Source organism: Vibrio sp. Vb0304, assembly GCF_033338995.1.
GTDB lineage: Bacteria > Pseudomonadota > Gammaproteobacteria > Enterobacterales > Vibrionaceae > Vibrio > Vibrio alginolyticus.
Genome location: NZ_JAWOTT010000009.1, coordinates 75,470 through 94,656, shown reverse-complemented (window position 1 = coordinate 94,656; position 19,187 = coordinate 75,470). Strand labels below are relative to the sequence as shown.

12 protein-coding genes and 2 pseudogenes are annotated in these 19,187 nt (G+C 43.8%); 7 read left to right on the top strand and 7 right to left on the bottom strand.

Annotated elements, in window-relative coordinates:
• Window positions 1-110 precede the first annotated feature (110 nt).
• The 3 genes from R7P35_RS13175 to R7P35_RS13165 all read right to left on the bottom strand — a co-directional run bounded on the left by R7P35_RS13175 (window position 111) and on the right by R7P35_RS13165 (window position 3,427).
• Window positions 111-665 (bottom strand): hypothetical protein, encoded by a 555-nt coding sequence (locus tag R7P35_RS13175; RefSeq protein WP_213906568.1) that lies wholly within the window; start codon window positions 663-665, stop codon window positions 111-113.
• Window positions 665-1,261 (bottom strand): ComF family protein, encoded by a 597-nt coding sequence (locus R7P35_RS13170; protein WP_213906569.1) that lies wholly within the window; start codon window positions 1,259-1,261, stop codon window positions 665-667. Before R7P35_RS13170 ends, R7P35_RS13175 begins: the two co-directional genes overlap by 1 nt.
• Window positions 1,262-1,669: 408 nt before the next feature.
• A complete protein-coding gene (locus R7P35_RS13165; RefSeq protein WP_213906570.1) occupies window positions 1,670-3,427 on the bottom strand; it encodes a hypothetical protein in 1,758 nt (585 codons plus the stop codon).
• A 224-nt stretch (window positions 3,428-3,651) separates the two neighbouring features.
• Between R7P35_RS13165 and tnpA the strand changes: the two are divergent.
• Window positions 3,652-3,933, top strand: a pseudogene (gene tnpA, locus R7P35_RS13160) (IS200/IS605 family transposase); the annotation flags it as partial.
• Between the two features lie 375 nt (window positions 3,934-4,308).
• On the opposite strand, the gene R7P35_RS13155 reads toward tnpA, so the two are convergent.
• The gene (locus tag R7P35_RS13155; protein WP_213906571.1) at window positions 4,309-5,604 is read right to left on the bottom strand and encodes a tyrosine-type recombinase/integrase; all 1,296 of its coding nucleotides are present in this window, start codon (window positions 5,602-5,604) and stop codon (window positions 4,309-4,311) included.
• Between the two features lie 490 nt (window positions 5,605-6,094).
• Here R7P35_RS13155 and R7P35_RS13150 point away from each other — a divergent pair, with 490 nt between their 5' ends.
• Window positions 6,095-6,898, top strand: coding sequence for a MetQ/NlpA family ABC transporter substrate-binding protein (locus tag R7P35_RS13150; protein WP_017633488.1), 804 nt, complete (start codon window positions 6,095-6,097; stop codon window positions 6,896-6,898).
• A gap of 95 nt (window positions 6,899-6,993) precedes the next feature.
• On the opposite strand, the gene R7P35_RS13145 is transcribed toward R7P35_RS13150, so the two are convergent.
• Window positions 6,994-7,269 carry a hypothetical protein gene (locus R7P35_RS13145; RefSeq protein WP_005379716.1) on the bottom strand — a complete coding sequence of 92 codons (276 nt, stop codon included), beginning with the start codon at window positions 7,267-7,269 and terminating at the stop codon, window positions 6,994-6,996.
• Window positions 7,270-7,492: 223 nt separating this feature from the next.
• Window positions 7,493-8,212, bottom strand: a complete 720-nt coding sequence (locus R7P35_RS13140) for an SIMPL domain-containing protein (RefSeq protein ID WP_005379714.1) — start codon at window positions 8,210-8,212, stop codon at window positions 7,493-7,495.
• A 233-nt stretch (window positions 8,213-8,445) separates the two neighbouring features.
• Between R7P35_RS13140 and R7P35_RS13135 the strand changes: the two genes are divergently transcribed.
• From R7P35_RS13135 to dhaR, 5 genes and pseudogenes are all read left to right on the top strand, one after another.
• Window positions 8,446-10,197: a lysophospholipid acyltransferase family protein gene (locus tag R7P35_RS13135; RefSeq protein WP_064353604.1), complete on the top strand. Its 1,752-nt coding sequence runs from the start codon at window positions 8,446-8,448 to the stop codon at window positions 10,195-10,197.
• Between the two features lie 608 nt (window positions 10,198-10,805).
• Window positions 10,806-12,758: a PTS mannitol transporter subunit IICBA gene (locus tag R7P35_RS13130; protein WP_005379710.1), complete on the top strand. Its 1,953-nt coding sequence runs from the start codon at window positions 10,806-10,808 to the stop codon at window positions 12,756-12,758.
• A 111-nt stretch (window positions 12,759-12,869) separates the two neighbouring features.
• Complete coding sequence (locus tag R7P35_RS13125) at window positions 12,870-14,018, top strand: mannitol-1-phosphate 5-dehydrogenase (protein ID WP_054579256.1); 1,149 nt, start codon at window positions 12,870-12,872, stop codon at window positions 14,016-14,018.
• 86 nt (window positions 14,019-14,104) lie between these two features.
• A complete protein-coding gene (locus R7P35_RS13120; protein ID WP_005379708.1) occupies window positions 14,105-14,635 on the top strand; it encodes an MltR family transcriptional regulator in 531 nt (176 codons plus the stop codon).
• Between the two features lie 145 nt (window positions 14,636-14,780).
• A pseudogene (gene dhaR / locus R7P35_RS13115) lies at window positions 14,781-16,706 on the top strand (dihydroxyacetone kinase operon transcriptional regulator DhaR).
• Between the two features lie 62 nt (window positions 16,707-16,768).
• Here dhaR and ptsP read toward each other — a convergent pair.
• Entirely contained in the window at window positions 16,769-19,186 is a 2,418-nt protein-coding gene (ptsP, locus tag R7P35_RS13110; RefSeq protein ID WP_318092183.1) for a phosphoenolpyruvate--protein phosphotransferase, read from the bottom strand.
• Window position 19,187: the final 1 nt, after the last annotated feature.

The following is a 19,187-nucleotide window of genomic DNA, read 5'->3' as shown; positions in this document are numbered from 1 at the left end:
CAGGCTCCCCTTACAGCAGTACTTTAGATAGAAGAAATTGGACAAAGGCATGTTAGCGCTATTGCACTAACACATTCACAATAGATTAGAAAAAGTATTTAGAAGTTGTGTTAAAAGAGTTCGAAAGACTTATGTTTAATAGCTTCAATCTTAGCCTCTAACTTAATCTTGTCGTTCGCTTTTTTATACGCAAAGTCGCTCATGAACGTAACTAAGTGCTCTAAATCTTGTACGGCAGTTATTTTTACGAAAGATTTTTCTTTGTTGACGTATATACGAGACTTTTTATCGCGCTGTAGGAGCTCCACAGCATTACTCAAAGTTCCGGTACTTTTAGTGTCCCAAACCATCAACCCAAAGTCACAATCTTGAGTCATAGCTAAGTCTTTGGCGGTAAAAAACGCCCTAGAACCGGGGGATGCGTTACTAACAATATTTTTTACAGTCCAACGACCTACGTTGTTTCTAGGCTGTCCGCCTGTACAATACACAGTTACATTCTGATAGGAATGTTGCAGTAAGAACTCTTGTATCGAGGTATCCACACCATCAGCATCACCTACTATCACGTCAAACCCAGAGTCAATGATATGCTTTAGACGAAAACGTACATTTTCGTCTAAATTTTTAATTCTCATTGAGCCTGAAATAAAAACCGTAGTCATTACCTTTTCCTAGTAGCTGTAGCAACGAATATTTGGTTAATTTTATCACACTCACGTAGTGTCTGTGTGGCAGCTTCTAAAGATGTACCAGTATCGTACAAATCATCAATTATAAGCACGTTATAACCTGTCTCCGGCAATGTCTTTGCCACTACTTTATCATCGATTTCAAATGCCTCCATCAACAGTTCTATGCGCTCCTGACGACTGGCAATATCTTTCATTTGTGGTGTGGACTTTGATTTAATTAGCAGACCGTCAATACATAGTTTGCCAGCGATGTTAGCGAGCTCTAACGCAATTTCTTGTACAGGTTGTTTGGGTCTGATTTTCGAGGGTGGCATCGCCACGATAAAAGATATAAAAGGCAGTTTCGATACAATATCGTCATTTATGCTTTGAGCAATTTCAGCACACTTAGTAAAGTCATCTCGGTACTTCAAGCGAAACACTGCTTCACCGACATCGGTTCTTACAGTATCAAACTGTGCATGACCCCATTCGTTATCACCAACATATGTACTACTTACAATGTGCTTATCAAGAGAAAAACCAGAGTCCCAGACTCCTGTGATTTCTTTTACATTTACATCCATAATTACACTCCTAGCTTGACGTTGATATTTATCATTCTCTGAAAGGCATAACGAATGATATGGACTCCCTCTCCCTGTATTCCTCCTATGTTGCGGCCGTTTACTATAAGGTGCAATGGGTGTCATATAATTGTGTGAGTCGAAAGCGAATCTAAGGAGAAAACTACGGAAAATTCTCGTATAACTCCCCAAACACATGAATTAGATTAATCCTGTGAGATGTAGTGTCGACGGAGTCGGTTCGACGACACTGAGAAGGAAAGGGGGCACAATATGTCATGCAGCCCTTATAGTATCTGACGCAAAACTAACGATAAACCACTTAGGGCTTTTCTCTATCACCTACTCACCATATTCATTAAGGTATTGATCTGTCCCAGAAAAACTGCACACATTACTAGATGATATTTAGTGGATGACAAATAGCGACATATTTTGCGGTATATCCTCGGTGTTCATGAAATAGTCCTCGTTACCGAGGTGCATAAACGCACCAGCCATGGTATATCCAGAATCCAAAGATTCTTTCTCTAATTTTTTAATAGCGCCAATGGATACAAATTCATTTTTGGCGAGATCATAAATCTTCTCCATTGAAATGGTGTCGTATTCTATCGTGTAATCACCGACAGAGATTTCCTCAGTTTCGCGTTTGGTACACTCATCAATAAATTTACTATGTCCTCTTAGGTGGAAAAGGATGTAGTTAGTGTCACCATCACTTTCATCGATGATATGACCCAAAGTATCTCCATCTATGATTGGGATCGTGTTTTCTGGGAAAAACATCCCAGTACTTTGAGAAGATATTATTGCTGTATCTACAACGATACATATTCCATGTGGGAAAAGATGGCCTATGTCTAGGTTAGGAAATGCTTTGGCAGCGAGATCATAAATGAACGCTAACCCATCATCAGTCTTCAAGAAACTCTTTATAGTCTCGATCTGCGATATAGCTTTTGTAATGAATCCTTTTACTCCGTTGGCTTTTAGATAGTCTTTCCCCCACACTGCAGGTAAATTGTTCTTCACTTCCCCAACAAAAACGTGAAAGCCAAGTGATGGCTCATAAGATATCGCCAATAAATCAATGTCCGGCAGTTTGGGGTCAAATTTATCAAGCTTCACATCGCTGTATACTTTGTAGTTAGGGTATTGTTCGAGTTTTGACTTAATTTTTTCAACCAACCCTTTACCCATAATTGCAGAAACATTACTAGAAAAACTATCTGGATCAGTCTTAGCGAAGTGTCTCAACATGTTTGTGATCCCATCCACCAATGAAAAACAAGTAGGATTCAACATGTACTTATTTTCTTGCTGGATATAGTTAAATGTACATCTAGATGATTCAGCTATATCTCGGAATATCTTTGTCAATGACTCTCTACTTTCTTCAGGATACTGTTGTATAGCTTGTCCCAGAAGTTCATCCTCTCTATAGGTAATGACTCCTGAAATGTTATTTGCTTTAGAGAAGTAGCGTTCATACAACGCTAGTGTTAACAGAGACTTATAAATACCAATGAATGTAGAGTATTTATATCCATCAAGCATCACATTGCTGTCTTCTGGTATATAAGAAAAATAGTACTGTATTTTCCAACCAACAATACCGTCTATTACGGCAAAAGCCTTTTCTACATTAGGGTTAGAAAAGTCGAAAGGTCTAGTGCCTTTGAGGAGCACTTCCGGCTGGTCTCGTTCTTGATCGTAAGGTGTGTATTTTGAGTTTAGGCCAAAAGTCATCCTTTCCGAAGCATATTGTCTTAAAATCGAATCGTCATTTAAAGCAACCTTGATGTTATTATCTTTCATTTTCCATGTTACGGCTTCATCGTTGTCATATGAGTAGAATATAACGTCTCTTAAGGTTAGGAATGTTCTCAGAAAATTAAATAGTTCGACATAATCTAAGGGGCTATATTGTTTTTTTGGAGCATCATTAGATTTATAGTTTTCTAATAGAAAAGGGACAAGAAGTTCACTTGCAGTTCTGATGTGTTCGCCTTCATTGAAACGATCTTGTCTATACATAAACTCAGCAGCTTCACCTAACATGTGAAGGGTATCTGAGTTCGCACCTATATCCTTTACTATGGCTCTTAATTTTTGCTCAAAGATTTTAGCTACTAAAGTTCTAACTGGATTTTCTTTTTTCATGTTCATCTGTCATAGCTGAGAAAGATAACTAATTAGTATCTTATGGGGAGAGAGTGACGCTGCAACAGCAAATAGAATTTAATTCTAGACAATTAAAGCATTTAATGCAGGGTCTTTTTTTTAATTTTCAGCCCTAAACCACCTACTTCAGTAGGTGGTTATCATCCGCTTCGGCTTTGCCTGTAAAACTACTCATGCTAAATGCATCTTTGATTTTTCCAGAAGTCAAAGAGCTAAACGTACAAGTTGACCGAGTACATTTAGTTGTAAAGGTTCCACCAAAGCTTTCGATATCCAAGTTGATGGGGGTATTGAAAGGCAAAATAGCCTTAAAGCTATTTAGCAAGTTTCCTCACCCTAGGAAGAACAGGCTTTGGGGTAGTCACTTTTGGCAAAGAGGCTATTTTGTCGATAGTGTTGGAATCAATGAAGAAATAATACGCCGATATGTAAGACATCAAGAGAAGCAAGAGCGAGCAGAGCAGCAGCAATTGGCGCTGGACTAAACAAAGCCCCCCTTTTAGGGGGCTCACACAAAGCCACCTTCTTTAGAAGGTGGTAATTTACTTTCACCATAAAATCAAGTAGTTAAAATCAAACCTTAGAAGTCAGACTGCACAGTGAGACACAACCTCTGGATACGCTGAATTCAGATAACTTTTAGTAGGGGAAAAGCGCTCACTCGAAATGCAGGCGAATATTTACTCTAAACCATTTTGGGGCACTTCTGAGTTACGGAGTGCCAACTGTGAAAGTTCTGGACATAATCGAGTGAGAATCAATTGAGCATGAAATCGTAAGACGTTATTTACAACTCTACGATACATCAATAAAAAGAAACAAAATAATGCAGCGTTCGCAGTGCGAACATCAATCCCACTTCACCAAAGACTAACCACGTTTGAATCTGTTTTCTCTGCTCTAGATAACTTGCTTTCCCATAACTCCAAAGCATAACGCTTCTCAGCCAAATATTCGTATCTATCGTAATGTTTTGAGCTAACGTCGTTTAGAGCATGGTTTTGTAGCCTGTCTCTCAATGCCTTACTTACCCCAATCTCTCCCATCAATGTTTTACAAGTTCGACGTAAATCCCTAGGGATAAAATACTCAAATTGCGGGTGATCATCTCTATAACGAGCAATGACTTGGCTCAATGAATCTAAGCGAACGTGGTCATTGTCATCTTTATGATGCGGGAAAATAAATGGACTAGCTGAGTTGCTTTCTCTGAGCCTTTCTAAGATAGACATCGCTGATTCAGTTAAAGGGACCAAGTGGCTACGCTTGTTTTTCGAAAGGTCCGGAGTGACAAGTAACGTTCGTTCATCCCAATTGATTGCCGTCCATTTTGATGCTGCAATCTCATAAGGTCTTTGTCCACCAGTATGAATACAAAGAAGAATAAGGCATCGCATCATTTCTGAGGATCGAACTCCTTCTATATCAAACTCAATATCATGCATAAACTGATGTAATTCCGTGAACGTTAGATAGCGCTCCCCTACTCGTTCTGCATCTTTTTGTTTTGGTATAGAAGATACTGGATTAAAGACGAGACCAAACTTAGCGTCTCTCAAGTAATTCGCAGGATCATTGTCATGTGAAAGGCCATAATTAAATGCGGCATGAAGGTAGCTTCTGACTCGATTGCTTTGTGTAGCGGCACCACGTTGTATCATGTGAGCTAATATCGTAACGATATTAGACGTCGTCACATCACAAGCCTTTGTTTCTTTGGAGATAAATGGATAAACCTCTTTCTCCAGTGACCGATAAACGTTTTGATAAGTCCGCTTCCCCTCTTTTTTCATTTGGTTTACATAACTTTGAAACAGCAACTCTAAGCTTCCCTTGCTCTCCTCCTCTCTTCGAGCTACTTCACGCTTTTTCTCTGCGTTAGCTAATTCAAATTTAGGATCGAGTCCCTGCTTTAACATTAAGCCCAGTTTATGCGCCTCCTTCCGCGCATCAACAAGACTGAGCGCCGGAAATCGCCCTAACTGAATAAAGAGACGTTTACCCTCGCGGTAGTAGCGAAAGACAAACCCTTTATTTCCACTAGCAAACACTTTCACTCCAAGACGTCCAGCGCCTTTAGTTCGGTCATCATCCCAAACGTAATACGCATTACTTTTAGGCTTTAAACCCACAATTTCTTTTTGCGTAATTGCCATAACAGTTCCTTTGTTGCGCAACTACACCCAGAATTAAATTGGGTGTAGTTGTGGGTGTAGTTAGGAGGTCTCTTAATGACAGTTTGTGAGATGTCACAAGATAAGGCAAGCTAAATAATCCACTAATTATCAATAATTTAAATACAACTTGAGATAACATGGAATTTGATAAAACAAATATTATCACGACTCATAATCGATTGGTCCGCAGTTCAAGTCTGCGAGGGGCCACCATATTTCGAAAGGCGTAGCAGGTTAATACCTGCTACGCCTTTTTTGTATCTTATATCTTTAGGTACAGTTGCGGTAACTCGTCACTAACCTCGTAATAGCTTTTCCTCTTCCCCTCTTCTTTAACTATTATCTGGCTTTCTATACGAGCAATAGAAACAAAATGTCTGCTCGTGATTTAAACCATTGACCCTCAGACAACTTCTGATAGCATGGACATATAAACATATGGACGTCTAAAACAAAAAATGGAGCTACAATGAAAAGTATTGGTCACTTAAAGAAACTAGCTTTGATTCTCACGGCAGTAGTCGGCTTAAGCGCTTGTGGAGAAAAAGATGACTCTGTCATTAAAGTGGGCGCGACAGTTGGACCACATGCACAAGTAGTCGAGGCGGTAGCGAAGGAGGCAGCGAAGCAAGGTTTGAATGTCGAAGTCATTGAGTTTTCTGACTACGTGACACCTAATGCCGCTCTTAGCGATGGTAGCATCGATATTAATAGCTATCAGCACCAGCCATTTTTAGACAACTTCAACAGTAGCCATAACGCCCAATTAGTATCAATTGGTCAGTCCATTCTTATGCGTATGGGGCTTTATTCCAATAAGTATCGCTCACTGCAAGAGCTTCCAAACAATGCACGTATAGCGCTTCCAAATGACCCTACCAACGGTGGTCGTGGTCTGTTGCTACTCGCCGATGCAGGTTTAATTGAGCTGAAACAGGGTGTTGGCCATAAAGCCGCCCTAACTGATATCACAAAAAACGCAAAATCATTTGAATTTGTCGAGGTAGATGCCGCTCAGCTACCAAGAACATTAGATGATGTGGACGCGGCTGCGATTACAATGAACTACGTAATGTCTTCTGGTTTAGATCCGAAGAAACAAAGTATCTATCTTGAAGCAAAAGACGCCCCATTAGCAGTCATGGTCATCGCCACTCGTGACGCAGACAAAAATAATGAAGCGTATAAAAAGTTCGTTTCTATTTATCAATCTCAAGCGATTCGTGATTATCTCGATCGCACTTTCAAAGGCACAATCGAAGCAGCTTTTTAATCAATAAAGCAGCGAATACTTTGCCCCACGAATCAGATAGAAAAGAGGCTAATGTTTTCTCATAGCCTCTTCTTTTCATTACTCACTAAATCGACTCATTGTCGACTTTCAGCCTCTAACTTCATTGCCAAATAAGCTTGGTCAGCAGAAACCAATTCAGGACGGTTAATCAACTTCCAGAGGAAGTATGGTGGGATTAAAAATACGATGAAGTAGAGAGATTCATGGAAGAAAACATCGGCTATCGTTTGCTGATGCTCCCAAAGTGCCGTCAGTGCGAAGAGCTCTAACATCACGCCTAATACGCCAAAGACGACAGAGACAACAATCGCTAAACCCAGTAGTTCTCTAACAAAGTGCTTGTATGCCATGATACTAATTCCTTCTAGCAATAAGTCATACTAACTTACGCTCATAAGAAACAAGTGAGCTTGATTATTATCAAACTCACCTCATCACTGTTAAGAACTTAGTTTTATAAAAAAGTACTTGTATATAGCGTCATCGAAGACTGATTTCCCTATCACAGAGCATAGATACCTCTACAAATAGAAGGTGATGGAACGACCAACTATTGACTATATGAGCGCAACTTTAATCAGATAAGTAATATTGAACCGTCGATACCACTCGTACTTTCTTAATGTAAGGCGTGTTGCTGTCTCGGTCATAAATCGAGAACTGCCCTTGAGTTGCACGTTTGATCTTACCCAGTGAACTTTGTGAGTCTTTCGCAAATTTCTCAGCCACTTCACGCGCATTCTTAGTCGCTTCTTCGATCATGTCTGGCTTCACATCATTCAGCTTAGTAAAGCTGTACTCAACACGATTTGCATAAGGATCTTGGTTAAGCAAAACGCCTTGCTTTCCTAGCTCACCTATTTCATTGATTGCCGCTCGAACAACATCAACACTCTGGCTATAAACCGTAACGGTTCGCGAGGCCAAATAACGATACTCAATGTCTTGCTCGCTCCCATATTGCTGTGCTTTTCTGTCAATGACCGCTGGGGAAGAAAGGGAAACGCTGGTTTCAGGAAGCCCTTTGGCACTTAGAAAGTCCAAAATCAAACGGGTTTGCTGGTCAATTTCATCAAACATGGCTCCCATATCATTACTCGCTAGAGTAAATTGAATCGGCCAAATCACCGTATCAGCAGGATACTCACGCTCCGACAAACCTTTTACTGTCACGACTCTTTCATAGGCTCGGTATTTCACCGCCGTCTGCTGCATAAAATAGCCAAGTATGCCAAGACCAAGTATCAAACTTAGCCCAATCCAAAGTGCTGCTTTATTGGAAACTCGTTCCATTATTTCCCCCTGATAAATATCAACTTAGCTTAATCTTTGTTCTAGATAAGATAGCCTATCTCTTGTTTTAAGAGGGAGACATAACGCGAGTTTTGATTCATAGCACAGTGATATACCGTTTTCTTTAGTCAATAAAGCTTCATTGGTTTGTCACCAAAGGCTCATGCTTTTGCCTCTGAATTGTCATCTGTAATTTCTACTATCCAATCAGCAACTTGTACGCTGAGGTAAATATGGATAGTTCGACCCCTTTTCGTCTCCCACGTAAAACGCCGTTTGGCATTGGTGAAAACGTTGCTGAATGGGCAACCGGTTTAAACCAACTTGATAAGTTCTACGCCCAACGCCCCGTTAATGCCGATACCAAAACTTTTCTCCGCTTCACGCTGGATATCTTAGGTATCGATTATCGCATTGCTCATGGTTCACTCGACTCAGTACCTAAGCAAGGTGCTACCGTCATTGTGGCGAACCACCCGCTTGGTTGTGTGGAAGGCGTCATCTTGGCCGAACTCTTGTTGATGGTACGAGACGACATCCAAATTCTAGCCAATCAATACCTGAAAACCGTGCCGGAGTTAGATCAGCTCTTCATTGGTGTCGATGTGTTTGAAGGAAAAGACGCCGTCAAATCGAATATGAAGGCCCTCAGAGCGGCTAATAAACACCTAGCAAGTGGCGGCTTATTGCTTGTCTTTCCTGCCGGTGAAGTGTCCCAGTTAGTCGATGCCAAACAACAACGCTTGGAAGACAAAGCGTGGAGTCGAAGCGTAAGTAGCCTAATTCGCAAAAACAAAGCCACGACAGTTCCAGTATTCATCAGTGGCCAGAACTCGAAACGCTTCTATATGGCAGGGAAAATCCATCCACTTTTGCGCACCCTACTGCTTGGGCGAGAACTGCTGAACAAACAGGCGCAAACCATCAACTTATCCTTTGGCCAAGCGATAAAATTTAAAGAGATCAACACGCTTAACGATGATCAAGTAGTGAACTATTTGCGGCTCAACACTTATTTGCTCAATCGTGAAACCCATTCAGTGAAGCCTTCTTCTTCATCAGAAATGCTCTCTCCAATAGCGGCAGGGTTACCCGTAGGCGAATTGCTTGAAGAGCTGAACAACTTACCAAAAGAGTCCAAGCTGCTAACAAGTGGTGAGTTCGATGTTTACTGCACGGAGTCGCAGAGTATCCCTTCCCTACTGCATGAAATTGGTCGCCTACGTGAGCTCAATTTCCGACAAGTTGGCGAAGGGACGGGACTAGCAATAGACATTGACCATTTCGATCATGATTACCTGCATCTGTTTGTGTGGGACAGAGAGGACCAATGCTTGGTGGGCGCGTATCGTTTAGGTCTGGTTGATCAACTGATTGAAAAGCGCGGCGTAGCAGGTCTGTATTCACGAACGTTGTTTAACTATGACCAACGCTTTATCGACCAAATGGGTAAATCCATTGAGATGGGGCGCTCAGTGATTGCGCAGCAATATCAAAAGAGCATGAGCGCGCTACTGCTGCTGTGGAAAGGCATCGCAACGTTCGTTCATCAAAACCCAGATTACACGCACCTATTTGGTCCGGTAAGCATTAGCAACGACTATAGTGATACTGCACGCCAACTGCTTGCCCAATCAATGACACTGCACCACTACGACAACAACTGCGCAGAGTACGTCACGCCTTCTAACCCACTTCCTGAGCACCATCGTGACTGGAACACCAGCATGCTTACTGCTCTGGGAGATTTACAGTTACTATCACGCGTAATTGCCAGAATCGATGAAGGAAAAGGTGTCCCTGTTTTACTGCGTCAGTACTTAAGCCTCAATGGCAAGCTGGTATGCTTCAACGTCGACCCTGCATTCAATAACGCTCTAGATGGATTGATTATGGTGGATTTGCGCGATGTTCAAGAAAAGACATTGGCAAGGTATATGGGACGCGAGCAAGCTCATGACTACCTCGTCTATCATACTAAATAGCAACGATGATTAAGAACAGTGATTAAATAGAGAGTTGGGAATCACAAGAAGAACCGTGTGGCGACTCTCTTTATTTACCCTTTCATTAACTAATTAGGCGTGCTCCGTGAAGTGCGCCGAAAAGACTCTTATAGATACAATCTATCGAAAGATCTAGATAGCATTTATCTCACCAATTCCGTCACAAACTTTCACAAAAAACAAAAACAGATCCAAGTCACACTTTAAATTCACCACAACTCAACACAAAACGTGACATTGATCATCACAAGTATTTAATTCGAATTTCAAAAAAAATTAAAAGTGATCAAAATCACAAGGTATTTTAATTTTAAATTTGTCAGAAGATCGGATTGATCACTAAGATTTTTATTGACAGACTTGAAAGTGGCTTTTTGTTATTAAGTTACAAGTTAATAAGTTGAACTTGGTCACTTAAAAACCGTTTCTCAGCCTAAGAAATTCGGGCGTAGATCACAAAAAACCCGTTGTCAGTTCCAATTGGAAAATGTGTGGTAAATTGATTGGGTACTAAGCAATCAAACAAACGGTTTTGGCGAACCGTTTACTACAACAAGATTCATCAGAACATCGAACGGGGAATTGTTATGATATCACCAGATGCCAAGATCAAGATACAAAATTTTGGTCGTTTTCTGTCAAACATGGTAATGCCAAACATCGGCGCGTTTATCGCGTGGGGCTTTATCACTGCTCTATTTATCCCAACGGGATGGCTACCAAACGAAACATTAGCCTCTATGGTTGGCCCAATGATTACCTACTTGCTGCCACTACTTATCGGTTACACCGGTGGTAAATTAGTTGGTGGCGATCGTGGTGCGGTAGTCGGTGCAATCACAACAATGGGTGTGATTGTCGGCACAGACATCCCAATGTTTATGGGGGCAATGATGGTCGGCCCAATGGGCGGCTGGGCTATCAAGAAATTCGATAACTACATCGATGGTAAAGTAAAAAGTGGCTTCGAGATGTTGGTTAACAACTTCTCTGCGGGCATCATCGGCATGCTATGTGCGATCCTTGCCTTCATCTTTATCGGTCCATTCGTAAAAATTCTTTCTGGTGGCTTGGCGGCTGGCGTTAACTTCCTAGTTTCTGCTCACCTACTACCACTGACTTCAATCTTCGTTGAACCTGCGAAGATCCTGTTCCTAAACAATGCGATCAACCACGGTATTTTCTCTCCACTGGGTATCCAACAAGCGTCTGAAACAGGTCAATCGATCTTCTTCCTAATCGAAGCAAACCCAGGTCCTGGTCTAGGTATCCTGCTAGCTTACATGGTGTTTGGTAAAGGTACGGCTCGTCAAACGGCAGGTGGTGCATCAATCATCCACTTCTTCGGCGGTATCCACGAGATTTACTTCCCATACATCCTAATGAACCCTCGCCTAATCCTTGCGGCTATCGCAGGTGGTATGACTGGCGTATTCGTTCTAACTATCTTTAACGCAGGTATCGTTTCTCCAGCATCACCAGGTTCAATCTTTGCAATCTTGTTGATGACTCAGAAAGGCTCAATCGTTGGTGTTCTAGCGTCTATCGCAGCAGCAACAGGCGTGTCATTCGCCGTAGCAGCACTGCTAATGAAGACTCAAACGTCAACAGAAGAAGACGGTGATGAAGCAGCACTAGAGAAAGCAACATCACAAATGAAAGACATGAAATCTGCATCTAAAAACGATGCGGTGGTAAACAGCCAAAGCAAAGGTGACGTAGACCTAGCGACAGTACAAAGCATCATTGTCGCTTGTGATGCGGGCATGGGCTCGAGTGCAATGGGCGCGAGCATGCTACGCAAAAAGGTTCAAGACGCAGGTCTGAACATCCACGTAACCAACCTTGCCATTAACAGCTTACCAGAGAGTGCAGATATCGTGATTACTCATAAAGACTTAACGGATCGTGCACGTAAGCATGCTCCAAACGCACACCACATTTCATTGACTAACTTCCTAGACAGCGAAATGTACAACCAGCTAGTCACCAAACTACTAGCCGCACAAAACCAATCCGCAGCCAATGACGACCAAATGGTAAAAGTGTCGCTCGTGGCAGCAAACGACGACAACTTCGAGCCACAGCAAACGTCGGTGTTCCAAATCCAGCGTGAGAACATTCACCTAGGTTTGAAAGCTGCCAACAAAGAAGAAGCGATTCGCTTCGCGGGCAACAAGTTGGTCGAACTTGGCTACGCAGAACCAGAATACGTAGACGCGATGTTTGAGCGTGAAGCATTGGTTCCAACTTACCTAGGCGAATCTATCGCAGTGCCTCACGGCACGGTAGAAGCGAAAGACCGCGTGAAGAAAACCGGCATTGTAATCTGCCAATACCCATCGGGTATCCAATTTACTGAAGACGACGATGATGTAGCGAAACTGGTTATCGGCATTGCCGCTAAGAACGATGAGCACATCCAGGTGATTACCACCATTACGAACGCGCTCGATGAGCCGGAGGCAATTGAGAAGCTAACCAGCACCAACGATGTGGAAGAGATTCTGAACATCCTTGGCGGTCAACAAGCGGCTTAATTACCCCTTTAATTTGCTCCTGAGGCAAATGAGGTCAGCTGTCACCCCCTATGCGGTTGGCCTCCCCCTAGTTTCGTAAGTCAACATTTTAGACATTGGTAGGTAAGAATTATGAAAAACGCAGTTCATTTTGGCGCAGGTAACATTGGTCGTGGCTTCATCGGAAAACTCTTAGCAGATGCAGAAGTCGAGGTCACATTTGCAGACGTTGACGCTCCACTCGTCGACCAACTGAGTCACAAGCAAGAATACAAAGTAAAAGTGGTCGGTACTGAGTGCCAAATCGACACAGTAACTCACGTCACCGCGGTAAACTCAGCCAGTGAAGATGTCATCGACCGCATTGTAAAAACCGACTTGGTAACAACAGCGGTTGGCCCTAACGTACTGGACATCATTGCAAAAACCATCGCTACCGGCATTGCTAAACGCTTTGCAGCAGGTAACGATAAACCATTGAACATCATCGCGTGCGAAAACATGGTTCGTGGCACGACTCACCTAAAAGGTGAAGTGTACAAACATTTGGATGAATCATTACACGCGAAAGCAGACGAGCTAGTTGGCTTCGTCGACTCCGCAGTGGACCGCATCGTACCACCAGCAGAAGCGGCGAACGATGACCCACTAGAAGTCACTGTAGAGAGTTTTAGCGAATGGATTGTGGATGAGCAGCAATTCAAGGGCGAAATCCCTGACATAGCTGGCATGGAAAGAACCAACAACCTAATGGCATTCGTAGAACGCAAGCTATTCACTCTCAATACAGGCCACTGCATTACCGCTTACCTAGGTTGCTTGAAAGGCCATCGCACCATTCGTGAAGCAATTGAAGACCCAAGCATTCACGCTGAAGTAAAACAGGCGATGCAAGAGAGTGGTGAAGTGCTGATCAAACGCTACGGCTTCGACCGTGACATGCACAACGCCTACATCGAGAAGATTTTAGGACGCTTTGCCAACCCATACTTAGTGGATGAGGTGGATCGCGTAGGTCGTCAACCAATTAGAAAATTGGGTGCAAACGATAGATTAGTGAAGCCTTTACTCGGTACAATTGAGTATAGCACTGAAAATAAAACACTTTTGAAAGGCATTGCCGCTGCGTTGAAGTACACTAACGACACCGACCCACAAGCAGTAGAACTGCAAACCTCATTAAAAGAAGTGGGTGTGAAGAAGACGCTAGCGACATACACAGGTCTTGCAGAAGACAGTGATGAAGTGGCTCAAATCGAGACACTTTACAACCAACTTTGATTTACCTAGGGGAGCTTGGCTCCCCTTCTATGTCCTTCTCTGCTTGAAGAGTTGGGATAGCTAATAATTAGAAATGTATTCAGTATATGGCAGATAACATCAACGAAACCGAGATCATTGAGCGATTAAACAGCGCACCATCGGTACGAGGCTTTTTCATTGCAGCAGTCGACGTTTTTAACGATTCGATCGACGGGTTGGTGCAAAGAATCTTTCGTAAAGATAACTTCGCTGTTCAATCGGTTGTCGGTCCGCTGCTACAAGACTCTGGACCGCTGGGCGATCTATCTGTTCGTTTGAAGTTATTGTTTGGCTTGGGAGTGCTCCCCGATGACATTTACCACGACATCGAAGACATCATCAAACTCAAAAACCAACTCAATAGTGACGCTTCAGATTACGAATTCACTGACCCGAATATTCTAGAACCAATTAAGAAACTGCACTTGGTGAAGAAAATGGGCATGGTGCAACTGGAAGTCAGCGAACCAGATGACGACATCGACCTTGAGTTTTATCAGCTACAGCTGCAACGTCAACAACAAATCATTAAGTCAGGGCTCTCACTTGCCATTGTCGAGATTTGCAATGAGCTCGGCAAAGACAGCCCTTTTTAATCGAAAAACTGGCAAGGAAGCCTCCTCAACTCGCCCCTCTTTTTGCACATTCTTCTATACAACGTGCGTGAAAGCCATCACAGTCCATATTCCGATGTCTCTGTAACATCAGACCAATCTATCGCTAGTATTGAAACGGGATCGCATGCTTTCAATCGAAGACACTAAAACTAAGTGGGAGTTTTTCCAGAAACACCACTGGGTATCTCCAGAATTTTCCCGCACTCCCGTCCTCGAGTCGTGGGAGCGTTGCATAAAGCAATGCAGCCCTTACACCTGGTCAAAGCCACATATTGCCTCTGGATTTACCTTCTCATCTCTGATGAAACGCAACGAGCACCTCATCGAATGCGCCACGACCGTACTTGAAGACACTTACGACATGCTAGGGGACGAAGACCTGCTATTGATGGTAACCGATGGCAACGGCTGTATTCTCTCCACCGTCGGGCACGACTCTATGCGACAAGAGATGCAAACGCTCGGCATAAAACAAGGCTGTTTTCTCTCCGAAGGAAAGATAGGCACAAATGCAGTCAATCTCTGTATCAATACTCATATCCCGTGTGAAGTTTTTGCTGCCGAACATTTCAATCGCCACTTGCACTCTTATGCCTCTGTAGCTGCGCCTGTTTTTGACCAATTTGGAAAATTACGCGGTACAACATGCCTTTTCAGAAAAGCGGAAAGCTATAAGAAAGAAGACTTAGTCATCATCGCGTCGAGCGCGAAAGAAGTCAGCTTGCAAATCCACATTCAGTCGGAACAATAAAACATGAACCGCCTCACTTGTGCGCATAACGCAACGTTAGAGTGCATGGATGACGGCCTTCTAGCGTGGGATGAAGAAAATCGCATCACCATGGTAAATCACCAGTCCGAGCGTTTGTTAAACATTGAAGCCAGTCAGGTCTTGGATAAAGAAGTCTTTTCTGTTTTGCGCTTCCCACCGAATGTCCTTACTAGTATTGAGTCAGGTGCGAGCATAAACCGTAAACTCACAACGGTAGAGGTTCGTGGCGAGTTTGTTGAGGCGATCATCACCTTGCGTCCACTCAACGACGGCACACACTTATTGTTCTTGCACCCTATCGATAAAATTCGCGAACTTGCTCAACAACAAATAGGTGGCAGTGCGCGCTATACGTTCAGCACTTTGCCCGTCATTTCACGAAAAATGAAGCATGTCATTACCGTGGCAAAACGGGCCATAAAGTCAAAATCACCGATTCTAATTACAGGTGAAGAAGGCGTAGGAAAAGCCACTCTCGCCATGGCGATTCATAACGAAAGCGCCTACAAAGAAGGACCATTCATTACGCTCAACTGCCGCTCCATCAATACAGAGCAACTGGTCAAAGAAACCCTGGGGTACGACGAAGGGCAAGGCATGCCTTCAAAGTTTGAGCTCGCCCATGGCGGTACGCTCTTTTTAGAAAAGGTGGAATATCTGTCGCCCGATTTACAAGCCGTGCTACTTAAGTTGTTAAAAACTGGGCTCGTCAGCCGCAGCGACAGTTTGCGATTGATCCCCGTAGACTTTCAACTTATTACCAGCACCGCTTCAGAGATCAGCGAGTATGTCACTCAGCGCTCATTTGGTCGGCAACTTTATTATGAAATCTCCTCGAACGAGCTGCATATTCCGCCACTACGAAAGCGTAAAGAAGACATTGAATTTCTCGTCCAGCAGCTTATCAGCCATTATGAACGCCGCCACAATGTGACGATCTCGATAGAGCCAGTCGCACTGGAAGCGTTGATGAATTTTCGTTGGTCAGGCAACAACTCTGAATTAAGAAACCGAACTGAGCGAATTTTGCTTAACCGCAGTTCCAACTTAATCAAGCTGAACGATATTCCTGAAGACATTAAACTGAATTCTTGCCATACCGCAGAAAATACGCCAGTAATCACGTTAGAAGAAGCCGAGAGAAGAGCGATTGTTCAGGCTTGGAATCAGTGTGATGGCAAAATGCATGATATGGCGAAAGCATTGCAAATTGGCCGCACGACCTTATGGAGAAAAATTAATAAGTTTGGGCTGCAGGAGCAAATGAAGCTGTATTAAGTCGTGAATTGGCGTTCCTATAACAAAAGTAAAACCGGCGTAAGCACGCCGGTACAGGTGTACTAACGATAAGGTATCGAGTAAACATCGACAGACAACTGACGAATCTGCGCTTTTAGTCCCGGTAGCATGCTCGAACTGGCGCTGAATTTTCGCAACCCCACGCGGAGCAATGTTTCTGTGGCATTTGGATCGCCAGCCATCTCACCACACATACTAACCGGTATGCCCGCGCGATCGCCTGCTGCACACGTGAGCTCAATGGCTTTTAGTACCGATGGTTCAAAGTAGTTCACCAATTCAGCAACAGCAGCGTTACCTCGATCGGCGGCCATAACATATTGAGTCAAATCATTGGTGCCGATAGAGAAAAAGTCGACTTCTTGGGCTAACGCATCAGCATTTAACACCGCGGCTGGTACCTCAATCATAATACCAACGGGCAAATGAGTCGCATCCAAGCCGAGTTGGTTTGCTTGATGCGCCAACAGCACTTTTACTTTTCTCACTTCTTCAACCTGAGCCACCATCGGTATCATCAATTGAATATTCGGTTGCTCGTGAAAGGCTCTCAGAATGGCTCGAAGTTGAGCGGTAAACAATGACTCATGTTGAAGGCACAACCGCACCCCTCTCAAACCTAAAAATGGATTATCTTCTGCTGGCATAGGATAAGCGGCTAAAGGCTTATCACCGCCAACATCTAGACTACGAATCGTAAGTGGCTTATCACCAAGTGCGGCTGCAATATCACGATACACTTGGTATTGCGCTTCCTCAGTCGGCAACTCATCACTGTTTTGAAATAGAAACTCAGTCCGAAATAGACCAACGCCCTCAGCTCCTGATGTTAGTGCATCATCAATATCTTTCGGTCCACCAATATTGGCGAGTACTGGAATATGGACACCATCACAGGTGACTGCGGCTTGCTGAGCACTCGCTAATGCACGTTGTCGGATGCTTTGCCACTCAATTTGCTGAGCTTCTAATTCCTGCAGTACGGCATCTGAAGGAGAGAACCATAAATGCCCTCGGAAGCCATCAATAGTCACCACTTGACCAGCACGCACAGCATCAAGGCAGCCCTGAGCTTTAACGATGGCAGGAATCCCCATCGCACGAGCAAGAATCGCACTGTGAGAGGTTTTCCCTCCCTCACTCAAACAGATACCAAGCACTTTCGATTTATCAAGCCCGGCCACATCAGAAGGCATCAGGTCGCGGGCCAACAAAATACTCGGTTCCTGAATGTCGATGGCATTAGGCGTTACGCCTGTCATTTCGACCATAACTTGGCGTGCTATATCATGCACATCTGCTTCGCGTTCCCGCATGTACTGACTTTCTGCCTGGCGAAACTCTTCGGCCAACGTTTGCAGTGATTCTACCCAAGCTTGCTCGGCTATCATGCCCGTTTGAATTCGCGACTCGACCGATGCCCATAATTCTGGGTCACTGAGCATCATGCTATGAGCAGCAAATATTTCCCCTTTCGGCTGCTTCGCTTGCTCCTGCAAATGTTGAACAACCACGCCTATCGCACGCTTAACCCGTTCAATTTCATCTTGTTCACTTTGGAAATCATGTTCAGGCACTGCTGGCATTTCATGAGTAAAAAGGACAGCAGGAGCAGTAGCGATACCGTCATTGACTCGAATACCAACAACAGCACCTTCAATCTGATTTGAGGCCATGCCATCGAGCAGAGTATCTGAACTTTCTTCAGGTTCGATAATGCCTTGCTCAACCGCCTCTTTTTCTCCGAAGTGCTCATAAGCTAAGGCTTCAAATGCCTTGATTGCTTCACTGGATTGAGAGCCGAGTGCGCACAGCGTGATCGTCTCTTGGCTACGAACGCCAAGTTTCGCAATGCTGTTTAAGCTTTTCGCGTTCACACGGCGCTCGCCTTTTTTCAACCATAATTGGCAGTCAAAAGGCGCGAGTGCACCAACAATGGCCGCAGCGGGACGAGCATGTAATCCATGCGGATTTTGCACTACCCAATCAAATGTCCATTCTTGCTCAAAGTTCTCTGATACTGGCGCTATCTCAGCGGATGTTAGTGGCTGATCACCAAGGTGCTCTTGTTTTACGCTTAACGCATTCTGTGCCTCTTCGACTACCGTCGATAAAGGCAGTCCGGCGGCGGCAGCCACCGACGCCGCCATGGTTCCTTCAACAATAGGTGCCGAGATAAGGGTGACATTTTCCCTCACATGATCATCAATCAGGTCCAGAGCCATTTCCGTGCTAAGCAACGCGCTGCCAAGATCCATCAACACAACAACCCCTTGTTGATCTTGTACCTGCTCAATCGCTTCCATCACGGCAATGGCATCGGTTCCGATCGGGTTCTCTGGATCATCAATCCCAGCAGCAATCGCAAGCTTGGCTTTGCCTTGCGTCATTTGGGTGGCAAGTTCTGCCACCCCTTCGGCAAGTCGACGACTATGAGATACAACTACAATTCCCACCATC